The following is a 21214-nucleotide window of genomic DNA, read 5'->3' as shown; positions in this document are numbered from 1 at the left end:
GGGGTGAACCAGGCAATGGCACACCACGACCAAAGAGATCCCTCAGGCGCGAGGGCGCGCCTGTCAGAAAAGGTTTACCACCAGATTTCCATCTGCGCGCCGAAGGTGACTTCGTCGTTGTTGCCACGGCTGTTAGTCAGGATGCCGTTGCCGGTGGAGTCAGCAGAGGCGAAGGTAGTGAGATCGCCGGCGTTGTCTTTGCTATAGCCCCACTTCTCATCCCATTTGGCGTAGGTTGCGAACAGACGCAGCGCCGGTCGGGACCAGATGCTGTCACCCGCCTGCCACTGCTGCGCCAGCGTCACTTTGTACTGTCCATTGCGCTCGCCAGCCTGCTGCGATTTCACGTTGTCGTAGCCCAGCTCCAGCAACGTACTCATGATCGGCGTCCATTTGTACATCGGGCGCACACCGACGGTGTACCACTCGGTGCCGCGGTTATTGTCCAGATCGATGTTCTGATACATGGCGACGTACATCAGGTCCCAGCGTTCCGCCAGCGAGATTGCGCCGTGATCGAGAATACGATACATGTCACCGTTGTTATTAAGGCTGGTGCCCTGCGGCACGCCTTTGCCCTGCGAGGTCAGCGCGTCGGTTGCGTATTGCAGCACAAACTTGTTGTAGCCTTTCAGCATGCTCTGGGTATGTTCAGCCGTGAACATCCAGCCATCTTTCGACGCACCATCTTCAAGACGGTAGTCATCACGGGCATTGGCACGGCCGTAATCGACACCCAGTTCCAGCACGCCATCCGTGTTAGTTTCCAGACCGGCCAGACGCACATCAAACACGTCGTTGGCGGTGCTGGTGGCGAAGTCACGGATACGATCGCTGGAGAAGGTGTAAGAGCCGCCGGCTTCAGACGAACGGGTTGCCGCGAAAGAGAGCTTACCAAAGCCGAGATCAACATCTTCCAGACCCGCGCCCGGACCGGAGATATCCCAGTAGTAGAAGTCGATCATATGAACGTCGTGACGCTGGTAGAAGCGCTTACCGGCCCAGATGGTGGAACCTGGCAGTGCGTCGATCAGGTTTTTACCTTTGACGTTGGCTTCGCGGAAGGCGGGTGAGGTCGCTTCCCAGTCATTCTGCTGTGCTACGGAGTAAGCCACGTTGGTGTCGAAATAGAAACTTTTGTCGCCCTCTTTCCACACTTCCTGGCCTAATTTCAGTTCGGCGTAGGTTTCACATTCGTTACCCAGACGGTACTTACTTTGAGCGCCGGTCGCCTGGAAACATTGCTGCTCGCCACCGCTGCCGGTCCAGCCAATGCCGGAACGGGCGTAACCGGTAAAATCAACCGCCATCGTCGGGGCGGAGAGGGTTCCCACCGCGACGGCAACGGCAATGGGAAGTTTGCGCAGAGTTAACATTTTCTATCTCCTGAGGTCATTGCTTTTATTGTTTTTGGCAGGGCTATACACCCGGCTCCTGATACAGCCTGCGGCACGCGCTCCCGTCCTCGCGGAACAGGTGACAACGCTCGGGCGGCAGGCCAATACCGAGGATGGCGCCCTCTTTTACCAGCACGACGTCCTCCTGGCGGTAAACCAGGTTCTGACGGATAGCGGGAATCTCGATGTGAATCTGTGTTTCATGCCCCAGCTGTTCCACTACCTGCACTTCCCCTTCCAGGGTAACGTCGGCGATATCGCTGGAGAGCAGATGTTCCGGGCGAATACCCAGTGACATATTGCTGCCAACCTGGACCCCGGCACTGTCCACCGGCAGCCAGACCAGCTGCTGATTCGGCAGCCGCACCTGCACCTGATCGATGGCGGTGGCGGTCACTTTGACCGGCAGGAAATTCATTTTGGGTGAGCCGATAAACCCGGCGACAAAGCGGTTGGCGGGATAGTGATACAACTCAAGCGGCCTGCCGATCTGCGCAATGCGCCCGGCATCCAGCACCACAATCTTGTCAGCCAGCGTCATCGCTTCGATCTGATCGTGGGTGACGTAAATCATGGTGCGCTTCAGGCGCTTATGCAGACGGGAGATCTCAATGCGCATCTGAACGCGCAGCGCGGCGTCGAGATTCGACAGCGGTTCATCGAGCAGAAAGACGCGCGGCTCCGCCACCAGCGTGCGACCAATCGCCACGCGCTGACGCTGGCCGCCAGAGAGGGCTTTGGGACGGCGATCGAGCAGGTGCGCCAGTTGCAGAATCTCAGCGACCTGATTGACGCGCTGATGGATCTCCGCTTTTTTCACCCCGGCCAGCTTCAGGCCGAAAGACATATTCTCCGCCACCGACAGATGGGGATAGAGCGCATAAGACTGAAACACCATGCCGATGCCACGTTCAGCAGGCGGCACCTCATTCATGCGCCGGTCGCCGATTAACAGTTCGCCGCTGGTGATGGTTTCCAGTCCGGCAATCATGCGCAGCAGCGTCGATTTGCCACAGCCCGACGGGCCAACGAAAACAACAAATTCCCCTTCACGAATAGTGAGATCGATATCTTTCGACACCACCGTATCGCCCCAGGCTTTTGTGACATTGCGTAGCACAACGCTCGCCATGATCCCTTCCCTCTTAGCTGCACATTCGTGTCTGCCGGGCGGCAGACGGGTTCCGGGGCTCACTATGCGAGAGGAAACAGGGAGTCACATCCTCCGCCGCCACGCAATCTGCTGGGGGAGGAGGCGGGAGGAGGAGAAACGCGGGCTGACGCGGCAGGCCGCGCGGTGCCGCGCTTTTTTGTGATCGCTGACGCAGACCTGCAGGATTTTTTACCGCTTCAGCTCGCGCTTAAGGCGCTTTTTGCCAGTGCGATCACAGCGATTACGCCAGGGGCGTAGAGCGCGGGAGGATGAGATGCCGGTGTGGATACGCACAATGATGCCGACAGAGCATTCACCACTTCCGCTAACAGGATGGATTTATGACGATGAAAACCGGAGCACGAATTCTGGCCCTTTCTGCCCTCTCTGCCGTGCTCTTTTCAGCAGGCGCGATGGCAAAAATCGAGGAAGGTAAACTGGTCATCTGGATCAACGGTGACAAGGGGTATAACGGCCTTGCCGAAGTGGGTAAGAAGTTTGAGCAGGAGACCGGTATCAAAGTCACGGTCGAACATCCTGACAAAATGGAAGAGAAGTATCCGCAGGTCGCAGCGACCGGCGATGGCCCGGACATTATCTTCTGGGCGCATGACCGTTTTGGCGGCTACGCGCAGTCGGGCCTGCTGGCAGAAGTGACGCCAGATGCCAGCTTCCGCGAGAAGATCTTCCCGTTTACCTGGGATGCGGTGCGCTTTGACGGCAAGCTGATCGGCTATCCGATTTCCGTTGAGTCGCTGTCACTCATCTACAACAAAAAGCTGCTGCCGACTCCGCCAAAAACCTGGGAAGAGATGGCCGCGCTCGACAAGCAACTGCGCGCCAAAGGCAAAAGCGCCATCATGTTTAACCTGCAGGAGCCCTACTTCACCTGGCCGCTGCTGGCTGCGGGCGGGGCTTATGCCTTTAAGCTGACCGACGGACACTATGACGTGAAGGATGTCGGCGTCGATAACGCCGGGGCGAAAGCGGGCATGCAATTCCTGGTCGATCAGGTTAAAGCCAAAACGCTAAATGCGGACACCGATTACTCCATTGCCGAAGCCGCCTTCAACAAGGGCGAGACCGCCATGACCATTAATGGTCCGTGGGCATGGGGCAATCTGGATAAGAGCGGCATCGACTATGGCGTTACAGAACTGCCGACGCTGAACGGGAAACCGTCTAAAGCCTTTGTCGGCGTACTGAGCGCCGGGATCAACGCCGCCAGTCCGAACAAAGAACTGGCGAAAGAGTTCCTGGAGAACTATTTGCTGACCGATTCCGGGCTGGAAACGGTTAACAAAGACAAGCCGCTGGGTGCCGTGGCGCTGAAATCTTACCAGCAGACGCTGGAGAAAGATCCGCGTATCGCCGCCACCATGAGCAACGCGAAACAGGGCGACATCATGCCAAACATCCCGCAGATGGCGGCCTTCTGGTACGCGATGCGCACCGCGACCCTGAACGCGCTGGGCGGACGTCAGAGCGTTGACGCCGCACTGAAAGATGCCCAGGCCCGTCTGAAGAAGTAATTCTCCCGTTTACAGCCGGGGCAACCCGGCTTGAGTGATCGTTAAGGAAAACCGCATCATGTCAGGAAAACCGAAAACGCGCAGTCTGCTGCTGAAAAGCGTTCTCATCGGGCTCTGCTGTCTGCTGGTCGGCTATCTGCTGGTGCTGATGTACGCGCAGGGCGAATATATGTTTGCGCTGCTGACGCTGATCCTCAGCGCGACCGGACTGTGGATTTTTGCCAACCGTCGCGCCTATGCGTGGCGCTATGTCTATCCTGGCGTCGCAGGCATGGCGCTGTTTGTGCTGTTCCCCCTCGCCTGCACTATCGCCATCGCCTTTACCAACTACAGCAGCAGTAACCAGCTTACCTTTGAGCGGGCGCAGCAGGTGCTGCTGGGCCGCACCTTCCAGTCGGGTGAGGCGGTGAATTTTTCACTCTTCCCGGCGGGCGATCGCTGGCAGCTGGTGCTGAACGATGGCAAAGACAATTTTGTCTCTCCGCCATTTGCATTTGGCGCAGATCAGACGCTGAAAATGACGCCTGCCACGCCACCTGCAGGCGAACGGGCGACGTTCCGAGCGATCACCACCCACCGTCAGGCGCTGAGCCAGCTCCGCGCCGAGCTGCCGGATGGCCGTCAGCTGCGGATGAGTTCGCTGCGCCAGTTCTCCGGCACCCAGCCGCTTTATCGGGCTGGCGCGCAGGACGAGCTAATTAACCAGCAGAGCGGCACGCATTACCGCGCCAATCCGCAGACCGGTTTTTATCAGGCCATCAACGCAGACAATAACTGGGACAACGAAACGCTGAGTCCCGGTTTTACCGTAAATACCGGCTGGAAAAACTTCGTGCGGGTCTTTACCGACGAAGGGATTCAGAAGCCGTTCCTGGCGATATTTGGCTGGACGCTGCTCTTCTCGCTGATCACAGTGGTGCTGACCGTGGCTGTGGGCATGGTGCTGGCCTGTCTGGTGCAGTGGGAAGCGCTGCGCGGCAAAGCGGTCTATCGGGTGATGCTGATTCTGCCCTATGCCGTGCCGGCCTTTATCTCGATCCTGATTTTCAAGGGGCTGTTTAACCAGAGCTTTGGTGAGATCAACGTGATGCTGAGCGCGCTGTTTGGCGTGAAGCCCGCCTGGTTCAGCGATCCGACGCTGGCGCGCACCATGCTGATTATCGTCAACACATGGCTCGGCTATCCCTACATGATGATCCTCTGCATGGGACTGCTGAAAGCCATTCCCGACGACCTTTATGAAGCCTCGGCGATGGACGGTGCCGGACCGCTACAGAACTTCTTCCTGATTACGCTGCCGCTGCTGCTGAAGCCGCTGATGCCGCTGATGATTGCCAGCTTTGCCTTTAACTTTAATAACTTTGTGCTGGTGCAACTGCTGACCAACGGCGGGCCGGATCGCCTGGGCACTACCACGCCAGCCGGTTATACCGACCTGCTGGTGAACTATACCTGGCGTATCGCCTTTGAAGGCGGTGGCGGGCAGGACTTTGGTCTGGCGGCCGCCATTGCCACGCTGATCTTCCTGCTGGTGGGTGCGCTGGCGGTGATTAACCTGAAAGCCTCGCGGATGAAATTCGATTAATAGCCTGATGGACCAGGCGCTAAGGAGTTGTTATGGCTATGGTACAACCCAAATCGCAACGGCTGCGTCTGCTGACCACGCATCTGCTGCTGCTGTTATTTATTGCCGCGATTCTGTTTCCGCTGCTGATGGTGATCGCGATTTCCCTGCGAGCCGGTAACTTTGCCACCGGCAGCCTGATCCCGGAGCAGATTTCCTGGGAGCACTGGCGGCTGGCGCTGGGCTTTAGCGTTGAACATGCCGACGGACGCGTGACGCCGCCGCCCTTCCCGGTGCTGCTGTGGTTATGGAACTCGATCAAGATTGCGGCAATCAGCGCGATGGGCATCGTGGCGCTCTCCACCACCTGCGCCTATGCGTTTGCCCGTATGCGATTTACCGGTCGCGCCAGCCTGCTGAAAGGAATGCTGATTTTCCAGATGTTCCCGGCGGTGCTGTCGCTGGTGGCGCTCTATGCGCTGTTTGATCGTCTCGGCCAGTATCTGCCCTTTATCGGGCTGAATACTCACGGAGGGGTAATCTTCGCCTATCTGGGCGGCATTGCGCTGCATGTCTGGACGATTAAGGGCTATTTCGAAACCATCGATGGGGCACTGGAAGAGGCCGCCGCGCTGGATGGCGCAACGCCGTGGCAGGCGTTCCGGCTGGTGCTACTGCCGCTGTCGGTGCCGATTCTGGCGGTGGTATTTATTCTGGCGTTTATCGCCGCGGTAACTGAAGTGCCGGTCGCCTCGCTGCTGCTGCGCGACGTCAACAGCTATACCCTGGCGGTGGGGATGCAGCAGTACCTCAATCCGCAGAACTACCTGTGGGGAGATTTTGCCGCGGCGGCGGTGCTCTCCGCGATTCCGATCACCCTGGTTTTCCTGCTGGCACAGCGCTGGCTGGTCAGCGGACTAACCGCGGGCGGGGTGAAAGGCTAAACGATCATCATTGTATGTTGCCACTGCTTACACAACGCCTGTTGTGGTTGAATGATTCGGCGGCCTGCGGGCCGCCTTTTTTCTAATCCACTTCTGACGCCAGACTGTCTGCCACCAGCGCCATCACCATAGCCGCTATCGCCTGCTGACCTTCCGGCTTGCTGATATCGCCGCGTGCCACTGCGCCTGCGATGGCATCCGCGCCCCCCAGCAGCCCCCACATGCCGGCTTCCGCAATACCGCTACTGCCAGCAAAAGGCGCAAGCCAGCACTGACAGCGGGCAATAAAGTCGAGCTGATAATGGCGTTTGAGGGCGGCCATTTCCGGTGAGGTACTGAGCGCGGAGAGCAGTTCGGGGATTTCGCGCCCCTCCGTCATCACACAATCGACATAACAGGCCGCGAGCACGTCCGCTTTTTGTTGCAGCCTGACTGGCGCGGCATCCATCGCCGCATCCATCCGCTCGCTCTGGCGGCGATCAAAATCGTCATACAACGCCGCCAGCAGCCCATGACGGGTAGTGAAATGGTCATACACCACCGGTTTACTGACACCCGCGGCGTCGCCGACCCGCGCCAGCGTCAGCGCCTCGCTGCCTTCCGTCTGCATTATCTGCCACGCGACGTCTGACAACTGCCTGCGTCGGGCCTCACGTGACAGACGCTTACGGGGTGTTTTTTCTACGGTCATGTTTTTCCTGATGGGCGAACAGACGCTGGCCCAGAGCCTGCGCCAGCTGATAGTGCGACTCAGGATAACCTTCATCGCCGATCAGTAACAGCTCACTGGTCACCACCGGCGCACCGCAATAGTCAAAGATGCCGTTTTCAATCTGATTACGCATGCTGGTGAAATAGCCGCGCCGCAGAAAGGTTCGGGTGTCCGCCGCGCCAATCGCCAGCAGATGCACAGGCAGATGGCCAAGGCGTTTAATTACCCGACCATCCTGTTCGCTGAAGGCCCAGTCCTGGATAAACACCCGGTCGATCCAGCCTTTTAGCTGTGCCGGGAATGACCACCAGTAAATCGGATAGACCAGTACCAGCGCATCGGCGCGGTCCAGTCGCTGCTGTTCCGCCAGCACTTCGGGCGATGCCATAGCCTGACCGTTGAAACGTCGATGATCATCGAGCGTGAAGCGCGGATCAAACCCTTCTGCCGCCAGATCGGCCTTTTCAACCGTATGGTGCCCTGTCGAGATTATGCCCTGCGCCAGCTGGTCCGCCACGTGGTGGGAATGCGCATCCTGGTCAGGATGAGAAGTCACTATGAGTGCATGCATCGTTGTCACCTTACCTGATTAGCCAATAAGCTACTAAGGGTAAGTTACTATTGGTAGGTTAGCAAACGGCAACGTCTGTTCTTCTGACTAACCGCATTTACGGTTTAAACGCAGCCGTCGCCAGCAGAGCCTGCTCCAGTTGATGAGGGTCGAACGTAAAGGGAAGATGTGCCAGGCTGGCGGCCGGAAAGTGGATTTGCTGCGCGATTTGCCGCACGGTGTCGGCGTCGATAGCCGCGGGCAGCGTCAGGGGCGAGTGGAAACGGCGCAGCAGCGACAGCAGTTCCGGCTCGACCTGTTTGCCCTGCTGTTCAATCCAGGACTGGATCAGCAGGCTGAAACCGACCTTTTCGCCGTGCAGCCAGTGATGCAGTTCCGGCTGGTGCGTCAGACGATCATGGATGACATGGGCAAAGCCGGGCGTCGCCATTGCGTCCTGAATACTGTTCGCCAGCCCTGCCAGCACAATATTGGCTTCAATCACCTTCTCCAGCGCTGGGGTCACCTGTTGCGCAAGGTTATCGGCCACCGCCGTTTCACCCCACTGTTTCAGCACAGTCACCGCCTGCCAGGCGGCGGCGACTTTAAGATCCAGCGCCATCCGGTGCCGCGTCTGTCGCTGATAAGGTTCAAACTCAAACCATTTTGCCAGCGCGTCAACAATACCGGATCGCAGGTAGCGGACGTCGCTATGGGCAATCACTTCACTGTCCACCAGAATCCATTCCGGCATGGCATTAAGTGGCTGACTGCGAAGATGCCCGCCCTGCTCGTTATAGATAATTGCCAGCGGAGACCAGGCCGCGCAGGTGGCAGCCAGCGTGGCGAAGTTGACCAGCCGCACATCCGGCAGGGCATCGTTGACCGCTTTGGCACAGTCCAGCACCCGGCCACCGCCCACTGCCAGTATCAGGGTGGCTCCGTGCGTCTGCACCCGCTGTTGCAGAGCAGCTATCGCCGCATCGGTGCATTCACCGGTCAGCATGTCGAGCTGCCAGCGAATACCTGCCTGTTCCAGGCTGATGGTCAGTGCCGGATTCACCGCCTGCCAGGCGTTCGGCGACGTGAGGATGTGAATATGCGAGGCCAGCGGCCGGATAATCTCACCCACTTCAGACCGGAGTCCGGGCCGTTGCAGGTAGCCTTTCGGCGACATTACACGAAACATCGATGCCCCTTAACGCCGATAAGCCAGCGAACGCATCAGGCGGTCACCGAGTTTCTGAATCAGCATCACCAGCGCCAGCAGCACCACAATGGTGGCCGCCATGATCTGGTTATCGAAGCGCTGATAGCCGTAGCGAATCGCCAGATCGCCCAGTCCGCCACCGCCGACCACACCCGCCATCGCCGAGAAGCCAATCAGCATCACAATAGTCAGGGTAATGCCCGCCACCAGCGCAGGGAGTGCTTCCGGCAGCAATACGCGGCTGACGATATGCCACAGCGTGCCGCCCATTGAGACTACCGCCTCAATGCGGCCGCGATCGACCTCATCCAGCGCGTTCTCCACGATGCGGGCAAAGAAGGGAAAGGCGCCCAGCGTAATCGGGACAATCGCGGCGGTACTGCCGAGCGTGGTGCCGACCAGCAGGCGGGTAAAAGGAATCAGTGCGATCAGCAGCACCACAAACGGCAGCGCGCGCCCGGTATTGACCAGCGCATTGAGCAGCAGTGAAATCGCGCGGTTAGGCAGAATGCCCTGGGGACGGGTCAGGAACAGCAGCACGCCCACCGGTAAACCTATCGCAACCGTAAAGAGTGCCGCCAGCAGCACCATATATAACGTTTCGCCTGTGGCGTTCAACAGCAGTTCCTGAAACCGATCGCTACTCATGCTACGCATCGGGTTAATGCCTCTCGCTGATATTTTTCAATAAACGCCCGGTCCGCTTCGCCATCCTTCAGCAGCATTTTGCGCAGGCGTCCCTCTTCACGTCCCATGATCTGGCTCAGCGTGCCGCTCTCGACCAGCTGGCCATTCTCCAGCAGCGCCGCACCGTCACAGATACGTTTTACTACCGCCATCTCATGGGTAATCAACACAACTGTGATATTGAGCTGCTGCTGAATATCGGCCAGCAGATCGAGAATCGAGGTGGTGGTTTCGGGGTCCAGCGCGCTGGTGGCCTCATCGCACAGCAGATAACGCGGTCGGGCGGCCAGCGCGCGGGCGATGCCGACGCGCTGTTTCTGTCCACCTGAGAGCTGCGACGGCCAGGCGGCCGCAAAGGACTCCAGCCCCACCAGTTTCAGTAGCGAGGCGACCCGCTGGCGGCGCTCCGCCCTGGGCACACCGGCAATCTCCAGCGCCAGATCGACATTGTCCTGCACGTTACGGGAATGCAGCAGATTGAAGTGCTGGAAGATCATCCCCATCTGCTGGCGCTGCTGACGCAGCTGCGCCAGGCTCAATGTGGCGAGATCCTGACCATCTATCTCAATCCGCCCGCTGGATGGACTCTCCAGCCGGTTCAGGCAGCGCAGCAGCGTACTTTTGCCCGCCCCGCTCCGGCCCAGGATACCAAAGATGGTGCCCTCTTCAATGGTCAGAGAGATATCGTCTAACGCTGGCGCAGGTGCGCCAGCGTAGTGTTTGCTGAGATGACTGAGCTTAATCATGCTGCTGGTCCGCGACCGGAATCACAGAGCCCTGATAGGTTTTACGGATGAACTCTGCCACCTGCGGCGAGCGCAGATCTTTCGCCAGCTGAATCACTCGCGGATCTTTCGCCAGTTCAGGCGTGGTCACCAGCAGGTTGGCGTAAGGGTTATGCGCCGCGGACTCCAGCCCCAGCGCATCTTTCGCCGGATTCAGACCCGCTTCCAGGGCATAGTTGCCGTTGATAATGGCGGCATCAACGTCATCCAGTGACCGTGGCAGCTGCGGTGATTCGATCTCAACAATTTTAATTTTCTTCGGGTTTTCACTGATATCTTTCGGCGTCACCAGCGTCGAACCCGCCTCGCCCTGCGCGTTAAGTTTAATCACCCCTTTATCCTGCAACAGCCAGAGTGCGCGGCTCAGGTTGGTGGTGTTGTTCGGCACGGCAATGCTTGCGCCCTCTGGCAATGCCGCCAGCGATTTCACCTTACGCGAGTAGATCCCCAGCGGCTCAATATGCACACTGGCGACCACGGCAAAGGTTTTTCCCAGCGCTTTCTCCTGATCTTTTAAATAAGGCAGATGCTGGAAGTAGTTGGCATCGACATCCCCGGATGCCAGCAGTTCATTGGCATTCACGCCCCCGCTCAGCTCAACAATTTTGATATCCAGTTTCGGATCCAGAGTTTTGACATACTCAAGGATTTCCGCATGCGGCAGCGGATCGGCCGCCACGCGCAGCGGTGCCGCCTGTAAACTTTGAGCAATCAGCAGTGAAAGACCAGCCAGAACCAGAAAGCGCTTTTTAATCATCATCATTTATCTCTTATCGTTATCAGTCGTAGTTTTTAGTGGGTGTTGTGTTCGGGATAGAAACGCTGGGCAACTTCCGGATGCGAACGCAGCCGGCCTTTAAGGTAATTCCAGCCCACTTCTCGCAGGAGCGGATTAAGCGGATCGCTGCTCGGTCCCTGCGCCAGCTCAGCCAACTGCGGGGGAAGCTGATAGATTGGCACGACGGCGTCGAGCTGTGCGCCAAGGAAGAAGGCGATGGATAACCGCTCATTGTTCTGCTGCGGAGACACCACGCGGTGTACCGTCGCGCGCAGATAGCCGTTGGTCGCCAGCTCCAGCAGTTCGCCAATGTTGACCACAAACGCGCCCGGCAAAGGTGAGGCATCGATCCAGTTGTCCGGCGTCACTTCAACCTGCAAACCCGGCTGGTCGTCCTGTAATAGCATGGTCAGGAAACCTGAATCCTTGTGTGCACCTACACCCTGGCGTGATTCACCCTCGGTGCGGCCCGGATAGCGGATCAGTTTGATATGTTCGTTGGGATAGTCGCCGTAAAGGTTATCGAAGGCGTTACGTGGCAGGTTCAGCGCTTCGGCAAAGGCGCGCAGCAGCTCCAGCGCCACGGCAGTCATCTGCTGCTGCCAGCGGGTCACCACCGTCTGCAATTCAGGCAAGGCTTCAGGCCACTGGTTCGGCCCCTGCATGCGTTGCCAGGTCGGGGAATCGGCGGTGACGGGCAGTGCTTCGCGCTCTGCGCCAATATCGAACTGCTCACGATAGTCGGGCTGGCTGCGGGTGATTTCCACGCCCGCCAGGTTGTAACCACGAAAATGCGGTGAGTTGGCCATGGCGACCGCCGTTTTGTCCGCCTGCGGCAGAGCAAAAAACGTCCGTGCGACCCGCTGAACCTCATCCAGTAATTCACGGTCGATACCGTGATTAATTAAGTAGAAGAAACCGACATCACGCGCGGCCTGGCTTAATTTTTCCAGAACCTGTCGCTGCTGCTGTTGATTACCTGACAATAATGCGAAATCAATGACCGGCAATTCTGATGGGGTTAACGCACTCATGATTAACACTCTGTTGGCATAGAATCGTTTTACCTTGCCATTTCAGTTATGCGTTAACTACCAACTAATCCTGCTATGGATATGCGGCGGATGGGAATATCCCACCGCCCCTTAAGTCCCCGCCCGCAGATTACTCTGTGGTCGGGATCACAAATTCCGGTGGCGACCACGCTGTGATTTCAGGCAGGGTCTCGTGGTAAAGCGCAATCTCTACAAAACAGGTCTGCGCGCTGCACCCCTGGCCCAGTCGTGAACTGCCGCGATCCTGGGTCAGCACATTAGGATTGCCATGTTTATCCAGCGGCTTGCCCTCCTGCTGTTCGAGTGGGTCATACCAGGCCCCGGTCGACATCTGCACCACCCCCGGCAGGATATCCTGTGTCAGATGCACGCCCGCCAGCAGCGCGCCGCGTTCGTTGAACACTTTCACGATGCTGTTCTCCTCAATGCCACGCGCAGCCGCATCCTCAGGGTGCATCCAGAGCGGCTCGCGCCCGGCAATTTTGGTGGCCCGGCTGACCCGGCCATGATCGTACTGGCTGTGTAGCCGGGTTCGCGGCTGGCTGGAGAGCAGATGCAACGGCCACTGCTGCTTCTCCTGCTGCTGAGCCTGATATTCCGGCGGATACCAGAAGGCAAAGCCGGGCGCTTCTTCATAGCCAAAGTCAGCCACCCGCTGCGAAAAGAGTTCGATTTTTCCCGATGGCGTGCTGAGCGGGTCCGACTCCGGATTATCGCGGAACGCTTTGAGGAGGATCTGCGGTGTGTCAGGCGCGGGATATTCCACCACGCCCTGTGACCAGAAGGCCTCAAAGGGCGGCAGTTCGATGCCCTGCGCCGCTGCGCGTGGCCGGGAGTCTGCGTAGATGGCTTCAAGCCACTGGCGCTCATCGCGCCCCTGAGTAAAAACATCAGCAAAACCGAGCCGCTGCGCCAGCTCAGCAAAGATGGCGTAATCCGATTTTGCCGCCCCAAACGGCGGCAGATGCTGCGGCATGGCGATAATAAAGCCGTCGTTGCTGGCGCTGCCAATATCCTCACGCTCAAGCGAGGTGGTGGCGGGCAGCACGATATCGGCAAATCTGGCCTGCGCCGTCCAGAACTGCTCATGCACAATCACGGTATCTGGCTGTTGCCAGGCGCGTATCAGCTTGTTGATATCCTGATGATGATGGAAGACGTTGCCGCCCGCCCAGTAGACCAGTCGGATGTCGGGATAGGTCAGCTGCTGCCCGTCAAACGCATAGAGACCGCCGGGATTAAGCAGCATGTCAGCGATACGCGCCACCGGTATAGTCTGCTGTACGGCATTATGGCCGGCAGGCAGCCGGGGCCCGGAGAACTGTCGCCGGGCGGCACCCGCCAGATTGGTTGAGGCGTAACCAAACCCCAGCCCGCCGCCGGGCGTGCCAATCTGCCCCAGTAGCGCAGTGGTGGCGACGGTGGCCCAGAACGCCTGCTCGCCCTGCCGCGCACGCTGCACTGACCAGGCAATATTGACCATCGTTTTGTGAGCCGCCATCTGCCGTGCTAATCCGCGAATCTGATCGGCTGCCAGCCCGGTTAGTGACGCGGCCCATTCGGGCGTTTTGACGAGACCATCATGCTCACCCTGCAGATAGGCCGCGTAGATTTCAAAACCCACGGTATAGCGCGACACAAAGGCCGCGTCATACAGGGACTCCGCAATCAATACCTGCCCGATGGCCAGCAACAAAGCCGTATCAGAGCCGGGCTTTATCGCCAGCCACTCCGCATCGGCCACCCCGGCGAGATCGTTTCTGACCGGACTGATGTTGATAAAGCGGGTGCCATTCTGCCGCAGTGTGGTCAGCCAGTGAGCCATCGCATGATCGTTAGCCCCACCGCCATTGACCTGCGCATTGCGCAGCGGCAATCCGCCAATCGCCACGAACAGTTCACAATGCTCCGCCAGTACCGGCCAGTGAGTATGGTGACGTTGTAACTCATCCAGATTACCGATGATGTGCGGCAGCGTGCGTTCACCGGCCGCAATGCTGTAGGTATTGGTGCTGGCGGTGTAGCCGCCGTAATGGTTAAAGAAGCGGTGCAGCTGGCTCTGGGCATGATGAAATCGTCCGGCGCTGGACCAGCCATATGAACCGGCATAGATCGCTTCATTACCGTGCCCGGTTTTCACCCGCGCCAGCTCGTCCGCCACCAGCTGCAGCGCCACTTCCCAGCTGACCTCGACAAACGGCTCTTTGCCGCGCCTGCTGCGTGAAGCGCTTCTGTTCTGCAGATAGCCGAGCCTGACAGCCGGATTTCTGACCCGGGTTTCACTCTGCACCGCGCCCGGCAGCGACTGACCGATAGCGGACGGATTACGGTCCCACGCCACCGGCCTGACCGACGTCAGCGTATCGCCGTCGGTGGTGACGTGATAGGTGCCCCAGTGCATTACCGCTAAATCATTCTTCTTCATGGTTTACTCGCGTCGGATACGGCGTGAAATACGCGTCCCCAGGGTTTGCAGAAGCTGGACAATAATAATGAGAACCAGCGCAGTCGAAATCGTGGCAAAGGCGTCAAAGCGCTGATAACCGTAGGTAATGGCGAGGTCACCGATGCCGCCGCCACCCACCGTGCCCGCCATCGCCGTGGCACCCAGCAGTCCAATGGTGGCGGTGGTCAGCGCCAGCACCAGTGAAGAAGCGGCCTCCGGTAACATGAAATACCAGATAGTCTGCAGCGTGGTAGCCCCCATCGCGTTGGCTGACTCCAGAATGCCTTCGTCGACTTCCAGCAGCGCGCTTTCCACCAGCCGCGAGATATAAGGCGCAATAAAGATCACCAGCGGCACAATGGCACCCGCCGTGCCAATCGTCGTGTTCACCAGCAGGCGCGTCAGCGGCAGGATAGTGATCAGCAGGATAATGAACGGCAGCGAACGGATGATATTCACAACGGGGTTCAGCAGCTGATGCACCAGACGCTGCGGCTGTATTCCGCCCGGACGGCAGACCACCAGAATAATGCCCAGCGGCAGCCCCAGCAGCGAACCAAAGCCCAGCGACAGTCCCACCATAATCAGCGTGTCCTGCATCGCCGTCAGGAACTGATCGCCGGTTACAGCCGTTTCAAAGAGTTCAGACATCACTGATTTTTACTCCGGTCGCGGTGAGAAACTGAATCGCCGCCTCGCGCTGCGCGCGTTCGCCTTTGATCTGCACAATCATGAAACCCAGAATGGTGCGCTGCACCTCCGTCATGCTGGCGAACAGAATATTCACCTCCACCTCATAGTTGCGGATCAGCTGATTGATCACCGGCTGCTGTGCCGTGCTGCCGACAAACTCCAGCCGTAACGCGTCGGCTGCCGGATGCTCGCTGAGCAATTCAAGCGTCTGCTGTGGCAGGCGATCGTGAATGACCGACTGCACAAAGCTGGCGCTCACCGCCTGCTGCGGTTCGGCGAACAGCGTCAGGACATCGCCCTGTTCAACAATGCGCCCGTGCGCCATCACCGCCATCCGGTTGCAGATCTTCTGCACTACCGACATCTCGTGGGTGATCAGCACAATGGTGATGCCGTAACGCTGATTGATTTCCTGTAACAGCAGCAGAATCTGCACCGTGGTCTGGGGATCCAGCGCCGACGTCGCCTCATCGCACAGCAGAATGGCAGGGTTGGTCGCCAGCGCACGGGCAATCCCGACGCGCTGTTTCTGACCGCCGGAGAGTTCGTCCGGGTAGCTGTTGGCTTTGTCGCTGAGGTTCACAAACGCCAGCAGTTCCGCCACGCGGCTGGCGATAAAATCTTTACTTCTCCCCTGCAATATCAGCGGGATGGCCACGTTGTGAAATACGGTACGGGCATTGAGCAGATTAAAGTGCTGAAAGATCATCCCAATCTGCTTTTTGACGTCAATTAACCGCTTTTTGCTGATCCCCTGTAACGCTTCACCCTGCACCTCTACCGTGCCGGTCGTCGGCGTTTCCAGATGATTAATCAGGCGCAGCAGCGTGCTTTTCCCGGCACCGCTGGTGCCGATAACGCCAAAGATATCGCCCTGGTTGATGCGCAGATTAATATCCTGCAGCGCCTGCACTTCTGTCCCGTTACGTGCAAAGGTTTTACTGACCTGGTGAAACGCGATAGCCGCCTGACTCATTTGAAATAGTCTGGCAACAGATAGCCCGCATATTGCGCATTACTGGTGATATACGCTTTGAATTCCGGCGAGTGATAGCCGGCAATAATGTCACGGGCAAACTGAGCCTGCTTATTTTTACCCGCTACCGTTACTACGTTAATAAACTGGCTGGTTGGTGCCTCCAGTTTCAGCGCGGATTTGAGTTTCAGCCCACTGGAGACCGCGAAGTTACCCTGAATGACACCAAAATCCACATCAGGCAGTGCGCGCACCTGCTGGGCATTATCCATCTCTTTCAGCACGATTTTGTAGGGGTTCTCCGTAATGTTTTTCTGCGAGAAGGTTGCGGCATCACTCTCCGGGCTGATTTTAAGCCAGCCTATGCTCTGAAGTAACAGCGCAGCCCGATACTCATTTGAGGGTTGATTCGGCACAGAGACCGTGCTGCCTGGCGCAGGCTGCGTCAGCGTTTTTGCGCGTTCAGAATAGAGCCCCATTGGCGGGGTCGGCACCTGCACAATACCGACATTATCGATGCCAAGCCGATCGTTAACCGACTTCAGATAGACCGGATGCTGCATGATATTGGCGTCAATCGTGCCGCGATGAACAGCATCATTAACCTGAATGCCATCGCTGAAATCTTTATATTCCAGCGTATAACCCTGCTTAATTAACAGAGGCGCCACGCCTTTTTCAAACTGCTCTTTATACGGACCCGGATTAAAACCGATGTGTATTTTTTTGTGGTCTGCGGCTTGCGCAGCAGAGATAAAAATTGAAACAGCCGTCAGTGAAAAAATAATTCCCCGTGAAGTAATGCGCATAATGCTTCCTGATTCATTATTGTGAGAGCAATCGATTTAATCACAGCCCTTACAATCAGGAACAGGCAAAACCGGCCCCGACTTTGGCTTATTTATGCTAACGATAGTCACAGGCTGAATATCCAGATGGCGGCAATCTTCAGCGTTATTTCTGCTAACGAAATGAAACGCGGCTGTGTCATTCTTTTCCGCTTCACACTCTTTATTGCGGGACGGTTATGGCGGAGTTTGCAGCTTCAGATTTAGTCGCAGGGCTGGAAGAGAATCTTTTCAGTTTACTTGAGAAGCAGGCAGCAGAACTGGATGCATCGCAGTTACCGCTTATCGATCTCTCATCGGGCAGCCCACGTCAGCCTACGCCGCCTGCAGTCATCGCCTCCTTACAGGCTGCAGCAGCGCGGCCGGAAAATCATGAATATCTCTCCTTCTGGGGAAAGCCCGCCCTGCGTCAGGCTATCGCAGACTTTTACCAGCGTCACTATGGGGTCATGCTCAATCCCGATACCGAAGTCGCGCTGTTTCAGGGCGCGCACATTGGCGTCAACGGCTTTCCCCGCGCCCTGCTCAACCCGGGCCAGGTGTTAATCTCCACCGATCCCTGCTATCCAATCTATCGCTCAGCAGCACGCCAGGCCGGTGCCGATTTTTATGGCATTCCGCTGGAGGCGCGTAACGCTTTCCTGCCCGATTTTACTCAGGTGCCGGATGAGATTGCCGAGCGTGCCGGTCTGGTTATGCTCAACTATCCCCATAATCCCACCGGCGCACTGGCGACACCCGTGCTTTTCGCCGACGCGCTGGCTTTCGCCCGCCAGCACCATATTCCGCTGATCCATGACTTCGCCTACGCTACGCTGGGCAGTGAGCCGGACGAGCAGCCGCTGAGTCTGCTGGCCCAGCCCGATGCTAAAGATTGGGGCGTGGAAATTTACACCCTGTCGAAAAGCGCGTTGATGGCAGGCTGGCGTGTGGGCTTTGCGGTGGGAAATGCCTCGATGATTGCGGCTTTTAAAAAACTGCATACTCACAGCTACAGCACGGTGTCTGGCGCGGTGCAGGATGCCGCTATCACCGCCTTGTCGCTTTCTGCTGAGCAACTTAACCGCCTGGCTGATCCTTATCACCAGCGGCGTCGCGTGGTACTCGCCAGGCTGGCAGCGATGCACTGGCCGGTGCGCGCTCGTCAGGGCACCTTTTTCCTCTGGCTGCCTGCGCCACCCGGTTTTACCGGCGAGGAGTTCGCCAGCCTGTTACTGCGAGAGTGTCATCTGCTGGTGGCACCGGGTCACGGATTCGGCCCCGCCGGACGGGAATATATTCGCATCAGCCTGACCGCCAGCACGGAACAGCTGCTGCAGGCGCTGGACCGCATTGACGGCCTGACGCTGTTTAATGAGCGCAGGCGTGGCTGATGAAATCAGAGCCAGACAGCATCTGAGCCATAAAAGCGGAATATGACCAAATGTTTATGAGCGTAAGCAGGCATGAGTAAGTGCAGTGTGCTGGTTTTGTCAGCAAAGCCAGTTATTTCGGCTGAAAACTTGCAAAACCTTACATTCGTAGTCTAAGGTTTACCGGCTGCGGTTTCTGCCGCTTCACTTAAAAATTATTCGGCTTCTTATAGCTTTCATTTCCACGGTTTCTTCTGAACATTATTTGCGGCTGCGAAAGCTATAAGACTCCTTCATTGAAGCACCTGAGGAGAATATGGACACCAGAAACACATCGCCTGAACACCCTAAGAAACATTTCTGGAACAGGAAGCCCAAAGAGCTGACTGTTGACGACATTACCGTCATCGATAACGACATGCTGAAGCGCGCAGTTGGCGCAGCGGCGCTCGGTAACGCGATGGAATGGTTCGACTTTGGCGTATACAGCTATCTTGCCGTCATCATCGGCAAAGTCTTTTTCCCGGATGCCAACAACGCGGTGCAGCTGATTGCTACCTTTGGTACGTTTGCGGCGGCCTTCCTTGTGCGTCCAATTGGCGGCCTGGTGTTTGGCCCGCTGGGTGACCGCATCGGCCGCCAGAAAGTGCTGGCGATGACGATGATCATGATGTCGATCGGGACATTCTGCATCGGGCTGATCCCGGCCTATTCGTCGATAGGGATTATGGCCCCGATTCTGCTGCTGGTCGCGCGCCTGATTCAGGGCTTCTCGACCGGCGGTGAATATGGTGGTGCAGCGACCTTTATCGCGGAGTACTCCACCGACAAACGCCGTGGCTTTATGGGCAGCTTCCTGGAGTTCGGTACCATTGGCGGTTACCTGCTCGGGGCCAGCCTGGTCACGGTGATGACCACCGTGATGTCGAACGAGGCGATGATGTCCTGGGGCTGGCGCGTGCCGTTCTTTATTGCCGCGCCGCTGGGTCTGTTCGGCCTCTATGTCCGTCTGAAGCTCGAAGAAACCCCGGCATTCCAGCAGCACATGGAAAAGCAGGAAGCGCTGGAGCAGAGCAAACCGCGCCTGACGCTGATGCAGATGCTGAGCAAGTATCGTGCGCCTATGCTGAAATGTATCGGTCTGGTGCTGCTGTTCAACGTCTCCAACTACATGCTGACCTCGTATATGCCGAGTTACCTCACCGGCGTACTGGGACTGCCAGAGCTGAGTGGTCTGCTGCTGGTGATGGTGGCGATGTTCGTGATGATGCCGCTGACGCTGCTGTGGGGGCGCTGGACCGATCGCATTGGTCGTCGTCCGGTGATTGGCTTTGGTGCAGTAGGCCTGATCCTGCTCGCCATTCCCAGCTTTATGCTGATTGGTTCCGGCAACATGTGGGCGGTATTTGGCGGCCTGCTGATTCTGGGCGTGCTGCACACCTGCTTCAGCGGCACCATGCCTTCGACGCTGCCAGCCCTGTTTACGACGGATGTTCGTTACAGCGCACTGGCTATCGGCTTTAACCTGTCGGTGTCGCTGTTCGGCGGTACCACACCGCTGATTACCGCGTGGCTGGTGGATACCACCAAAAACAACATGATGCCCGCTTATTACATGATGGGCGCAGGCGTGATTGGCCTGCTGACCATTCTGACGGTACGTGAAACGGCGCGTCAGCCGCTGACCGGCTCCTCACCTGCGGTAGCAACCAAAGCGGAAGCCCATCGACTAATCGATAAGCTGCGTAAACGGCAAAAGCCCGCCACGACCGCGGCTAAATAACGTTTCTGACACCCTGCCCTGCAGGGTGTTTTTTTATCTGGCAGACGCACGCTCTACCCACCTGATTTTACTGCCCTGAAACGCGCAACTTTCGCCCGATTGCCACACAGTGCCATGCTGCACCAGCGGCGGCGATGCGCTTTGGTGCGATCGTAAAACCACAGGGTGCAGTCGGGATGTTCACAGGCACGGACTCTGCTGAAATCTTCCTGCGTGAGCAGCATTGCAGCCTGTTCTGCAACCTGTCCCAGCCGCTGCCTTACGTTCTGGCTGGCGTAAACGCGCCGGATAGTCAGCGAACCCGACTCCCCGCTCAGTTGCAGGTGACTCGTTGCCTGGCCCAGCCAGACATTCAGCGCCTCAGTACTCACATTCTCACCTGCTTTATGCTGCTGCACAGCGTCACGAACAATCTGACGTAACTGACGTGCGGCCTGCACCAGCGCGCCCGGCTCATACTGCGGCGCAGATCCGTCGGTTAGCAGTCCGGCCTGTTGCAGCCAGGCTTCAACATCCTGATCGCTTTGCAAGAAATCGTGTGGCCGCCCCTCTGCGACAGCCTCGGTGTTGATAAAATCCAGCGCCGGATGATCGGCCAGAAACCACGGCCCCTGGCCGGAGTGTGATTGCGTTTCCGCCATGATGTCGCCCTCATTATTGAAATCTTCTGACGCTACTGTAACCGATAAAAAAGCAGATGAGTAGTTACAGACGGCCTGATGTAACCACTAGATATCAATTTGACAGGT

General features: G+C 57.7%; 19 protein-coding genes. 5 read left to right on the top strand and 14 right to left on the bottom strand.

All coding sequences use genetic code 11. The annotated features are described in order from the left end of the window. Positions 1-74: 74 nt before the first annotated feature. Positions 75-1376, bottom strand: a complete 1302-nt coding sequence (locus FA92_RS20905) for a maltoporin (protein ID WP_013196182.1) — start codon at positions 1374-1376, stop codon at positions 75-77. Positions 1377-1419: 43 nt separating this feature from the next. After that, the gene (gene malK / locus FA92_RS20900) at positions 1420-2529 is read right to left on the bottom strand and encodes a maltose/maltodextrin ABC transporter ATP-binding protein MalK (RefSeq protein WP_013196181.1); all 1110 of its coding nucleotides are present in this window, start codon (positions 2527-2529) and stop codon (positions 1420-1422) included. A 362-nt stretch (positions 2530-2891) separates the two neighbouring features. On the opposite strand from malK, the gene malE reads away from it, so the two are divergent. The 3 genes from malE to malG are packed head-to-tail and all read left to right on the top strand — an operon-like array spanning position 2892 to position 6590. Further along, complete coding sequence (gene malE, locus FA92_RS20895) at positions 2892-4082, top strand: maltose/maltodextrin ABC transporter substrate-binding protein MalE (RefSeq protein WP_033785017.1); 1191 nt, start codon at positions 2892-2894, stop codon at positions 4080-4082. A gap of 58 nt (positions 4083-4140) precedes the next feature. Next, complete coding sequence (malF, locus tag FA92_RS20890) at positions 4141-5667, top strand: maltose ABC transporter permease MalF (protein WP_033785016.1); 1527 nt, start codon at positions 4141-4143, stop codon at positions 5665-5667. A 32-nt stretch (positions 5668-5699) separates the two neighbouring features. After that, a complete protein-coding gene (gene malG, locus FA92_RS20885; RefSeq protein WP_033785015.1) occupies positions 5700-6590 on the top strand; it encodes a maltose ABC transporter permease MalG in 891 nt (296 codons plus the stop codon). An 82-nt stretch (positions 6591-6672) separates the two neighbouring features. Here the strand turns inward: malG and FA92_RS20880 are convergent, their stop codons facing one another. The 11 genes from FA92_RS20880 to FA92_RS20830 all read right to left on the bottom strand — a co-directional run bounded on the left by FA92_RS20880 (position 6673) and on the right by FA92_RS20830 (position 17294). Next, the gene (locus tag FA92_RS20880) at positions 6673-7281 is read right to left on the bottom strand and encodes a TetR/AcrR family transcriptional regulator (RefSeq protein WP_033785014.1); all 609 of its coding nucleotides are present in this window, start codon (positions 7279-7281) and stop codon (positions 6673-6675) included. After that, positions 7256-7873 carry an NAD(P)H-dependent oxidoreductase gene (locus FA92_RS20875; RefSeq protein WP_033785013.1) on the bottom strand — a complete coding sequence of 206 codons (618 nt, stop codon included), beginning with the start codon at positions 7871-7873 and terminating at the stop codon, positions 7256-7258. The genes FA92_RS20880 and FA92_RS20875 overlap by 26 nt, the downstream gene beginning before the upstream one ends. A gap of 97 nt (positions 7874-7970) precedes the next feature. Then, positions 7971-9041: an iron-containing alcohol dehydrogenase family protein gene (locus FA92_RS20870; RefSeq protein ID WP_033785012.1), complete on the bottom strand. Its 1071-nt coding sequence runs from the start codon at positions 9039-9041 to the stop codon at positions 7971-7973. A 9-nt stretch (positions 9042-9050) separates the two neighbouring features. Continuing rightward, positions 9051-9719, bottom strand: a complete 669-nt coding sequence (locus tag FA92_RS20865) for a methionine ABC transporter permease (protein ID WP_033785011.1) — start codon at positions 9717-9719, stop codon at positions 9051-9053. Continuing rightward, positions 9707-10495, bottom strand: coding sequence for an ATP-binding cassette domain-containing protein (locus FA92_RS20860; protein ID WP_013196173.1), 789 nt, complete (start codon positions 10493-10495; stop codon positions 9707-9709). Before FA92_RS20860 ends, FA92_RS20865 begins: the two co-directional genes overlap by 13 nt. Further along, positions 10488-11291, bottom strand: a complete 804-nt coding sequence (locus tag FA92_RS20855) for a MetQ/NlpA family ABC transporter substrate-binding protein (protein WP_033785173.1) — start codon at positions 11289-11291, stop codon at positions 10488-10490. Before FA92_RS20855 ends, FA92_RS20860 begins: the two co-directional genes overlap by 8 nt. 35 nt (positions 11292-11326) lie before the next feature. Then, positions 11327-12346 (bottom strand): isopenicillin N synthase family oxygenase, encoded by a 1020-nt coding sequence (locus tag FA92_RS20850; RefSeq protein WP_013196171.1) that lies wholly within the window; start codon positions 12344-12346, stop codon positions 11327-11329. Between the two features lie 130 nt (positions 12347-12476). Continuing rightward, positions 12477-14792: a molybdopterin-dependent oxidoreductase gene (locus FA92_RS20845; RefSeq protein ID WP_033785010.1), complete on the bottom strand. Its 2316-nt coding sequence runs from the start codon at positions 14790-14792 to the stop codon at positions 12477-12479. Positions 14793-14795: 3 nt separating this feature from the next. Then, positions 14796-15464 (bottom strand): methionine ABC transporter permease, encoded by a 669-nt coding sequence (locus FA92_RS20840; RefSeq protein ID WP_013196169.1) that lies wholly within the window; start codon positions 15462-15464, stop codon positions 14796-14798. Beyond that, on the bottom strand, positions 15457-16482 hold the full coding sequence (locus tag FA92_RS20835; protein WP_033785009.1) for an ATP-binding cassette domain-containing protein: 1026 nt from the start codon (positions 16480-16482) through the stop codon (positions 15457-15459). The genes FA92_RS20840 and FA92_RS20835 overlap by 8 nt, the downstream gene beginning before the upstream one ends. Next, entirely contained in the window at positions 16479-17294 is an 816-nt protein-coding gene (locus FA92_RS20830; RefSeq protein ID WP_033785008.1) for a MetQ/NlpA family ABC transporter substrate-binding protein, read from the bottom strand. Before FA92_RS20830 ends, FA92_RS20835 begins: the two co-directional genes overlap by 4 nt. Positions 17295-17509: 215 nt before the next feature. Between FA92_RS20830 and FA92_RS20825 the strand changes: the two genes are divergently transcribed. Together FA92_RS20825 and proP are read left to right on the top strand one after the other, a co-directional pair. Beyond that, on the top strand, positions 17510-18703 hold the full coding sequence (locus FA92_RS20825; protein ID WP_033785007.1) for an aminotransferase class I/II-fold pyridoxal phosphate-dependent enzyme: 1194 nt from the start codon (positions 17510-17512) through the stop codon (positions 18701-18703). A 295-nt stretch (positions 18704-18998) separates the two neighbouring features. Next, entirely contained in the window at positions 18999-20465 is a 1467-nt protein-coding gene (gene proP / locus FA92_RS20820) for a glycine betaine/L-proline transporter ProP (RefSeq protein ID WP_033785006.1), read from the top strand. Positions 20466-20518: 53 nt separating this feature from the next. Here the strand turns inward: proP and FA92_RS20815 are convergent, their stop codons facing one another. After that, positions 20519-21106 carry an ABATE domain-containing protein gene (locus FA92_RS20815; RefSeq protein WP_033785005.1) on the bottom strand — a complete coding sequence of 196 codons (588 nt, stop codon included), beginning with the start codon at positions 21104-21106 and terminating at the stop codon, positions 20519-20521. Positions 21107-21214: the final 108 nt, after the last annotated feature.

Source organism: Pantoea sp. 9140, assembly GCF_000745295.1.
In the GTDB taxonomy this organism is placed as follows: domain Bacteria; phylum Pseudomonadota; class Gammaproteobacteria; order Enterobacterales; family Enterobacteriaceae; genus Pantoea; species Pantoea vagans.
Note: the sequence above shows the minus strand (reverse complement) of the source record. Positions and strands in the feature narration are given on the sequence as shown.

Excerpts from the sequence above, each read along its gene's own strand:
- FA92_RS20905 (WP_013196182.1), bottom strand. The coding sequence starts at position 1,376 with ATGTTAACTCTGCGCAAACTTCCCATTGCCGTTGCCGTCGCGGTGGGA.
- malK (WP_013196181.1), bottom strand. The coding sequence starts at position 2,529 with ATGGCGAGCGTTGTGCTACGCAATGTCACAAAAGCCTGGGGCGATACG.
- malE (WP_033785017.1), top strand. The coding sequence starts at position 2,892 with ATGACGATGAAAACCGGAGCACGAATTCTGGCCCTTTCTGCCCTCTCT.
- malF (WP_033785016.1), top strand. The coding sequence starts at position 4,141 with ATGTCAGGAAAACCGAAAACGCGCAGTCTGCTGCTGAAAAGCGTTCTC.
- malG (WP_033785015.1), top strand. The coding sequence starts at position 5,700 with ATGGCTATGGTACAACCCAAATCGCAACGGCTGCGTCTGCTGACCACG.
- FA92_RS20880 (WP_033785014.1), bottom strand. The coding sequence starts at position 7,281 with ATGACCGTAGAAAAAACACCCCGTAAGCGTCTGTCACGTGAGGCCCGA.
- FA92_RS20875 (WP_033785013.1), bottom strand. The coding sequence starts at position 7,873 with ATGCATGCACTCATAGTGACTTCTCATCCTGACCAGGATGCGCATTCC.
- FA92_RS20870 (WP_033785012.1), bottom strand. The coding sequence starts at position 9,041 with ATGTTTCGTGTAATGTCGCCGAAAGGCTACCTGCAACGGCCCGGACTC.
- FA92_RS20865 (WP_033785011.1), bottom strand. The coding sequence starts at position 9,719 with ATGCGTAGCATGAGTAGCGATCGGTTTCAGGAACTGCTGTTGAACGCC.
- FA92_RS20860 (WP_013196173.1), bottom strand. The coding sequence starts at position 10,495 with ATGATTAAGCTCAGTCATCTCAGCAAACACTACGCTGGCGCACCTGCG.
- FA92_RS20855 (WP_033785173.1), bottom strand. The coding sequence starts at position 11,291 with ATGATTAAAAAGCGCTTTCTGGTTCTGGCTGGTCTTTCACTGCTGATT.
- FA92_RS20850 (WP_013196171.1), bottom strand. The coding sequence starts at position 12,346 with ATGAGTGCGTTAACCCCATCAGAATTGCCGGTCATTGATTTCGCATTA.
- FA92_RS20845 (WP_033785010.1), bottom strand. The coding sequence starts at position 14,792 with ATGAAGAAGAATGATTTAGCGGTAATGCACTGGGGCACCTATCACGTC.
- FA92_RS20840 (WP_013196169.1), bottom strand. The coding sequence starts at position 15,464 with ATGTCTGAACTCTTTGAAACGGCTGTAACCGGCGATCAGTTCCTGACG.
- FA92_RS20835 (WP_033785009.1), bottom strand. The coding sequence starts at position 16,482 with ATGAGTCAGGCGGCTATCGCGTTTCACCAGGTCAGTAAAACCTTTGCA.
- FA92_RS20825 (WP_033785007.1), top strand. The coding sequence starts at position 17,510 with ATGGCGGAGTTTGCAGCTTCAGATTTAGTCGCAGGGCTGGAAGAGAAT.
- proP (WP_033785006.1), top strand. The coding sequence starts at position 18,999 with ATGGACACCAGAAACACATCGCCTGAACACCCTAAGAAACATTTCTGG.
- FA92_RS20815 (WP_033785005.1), bottom strand. The coding sequence starts at position 21,106 with ATGGCGGAAACGCAATCACACTCCGGCCAGGGGCCGTGGTTTCTGGCC.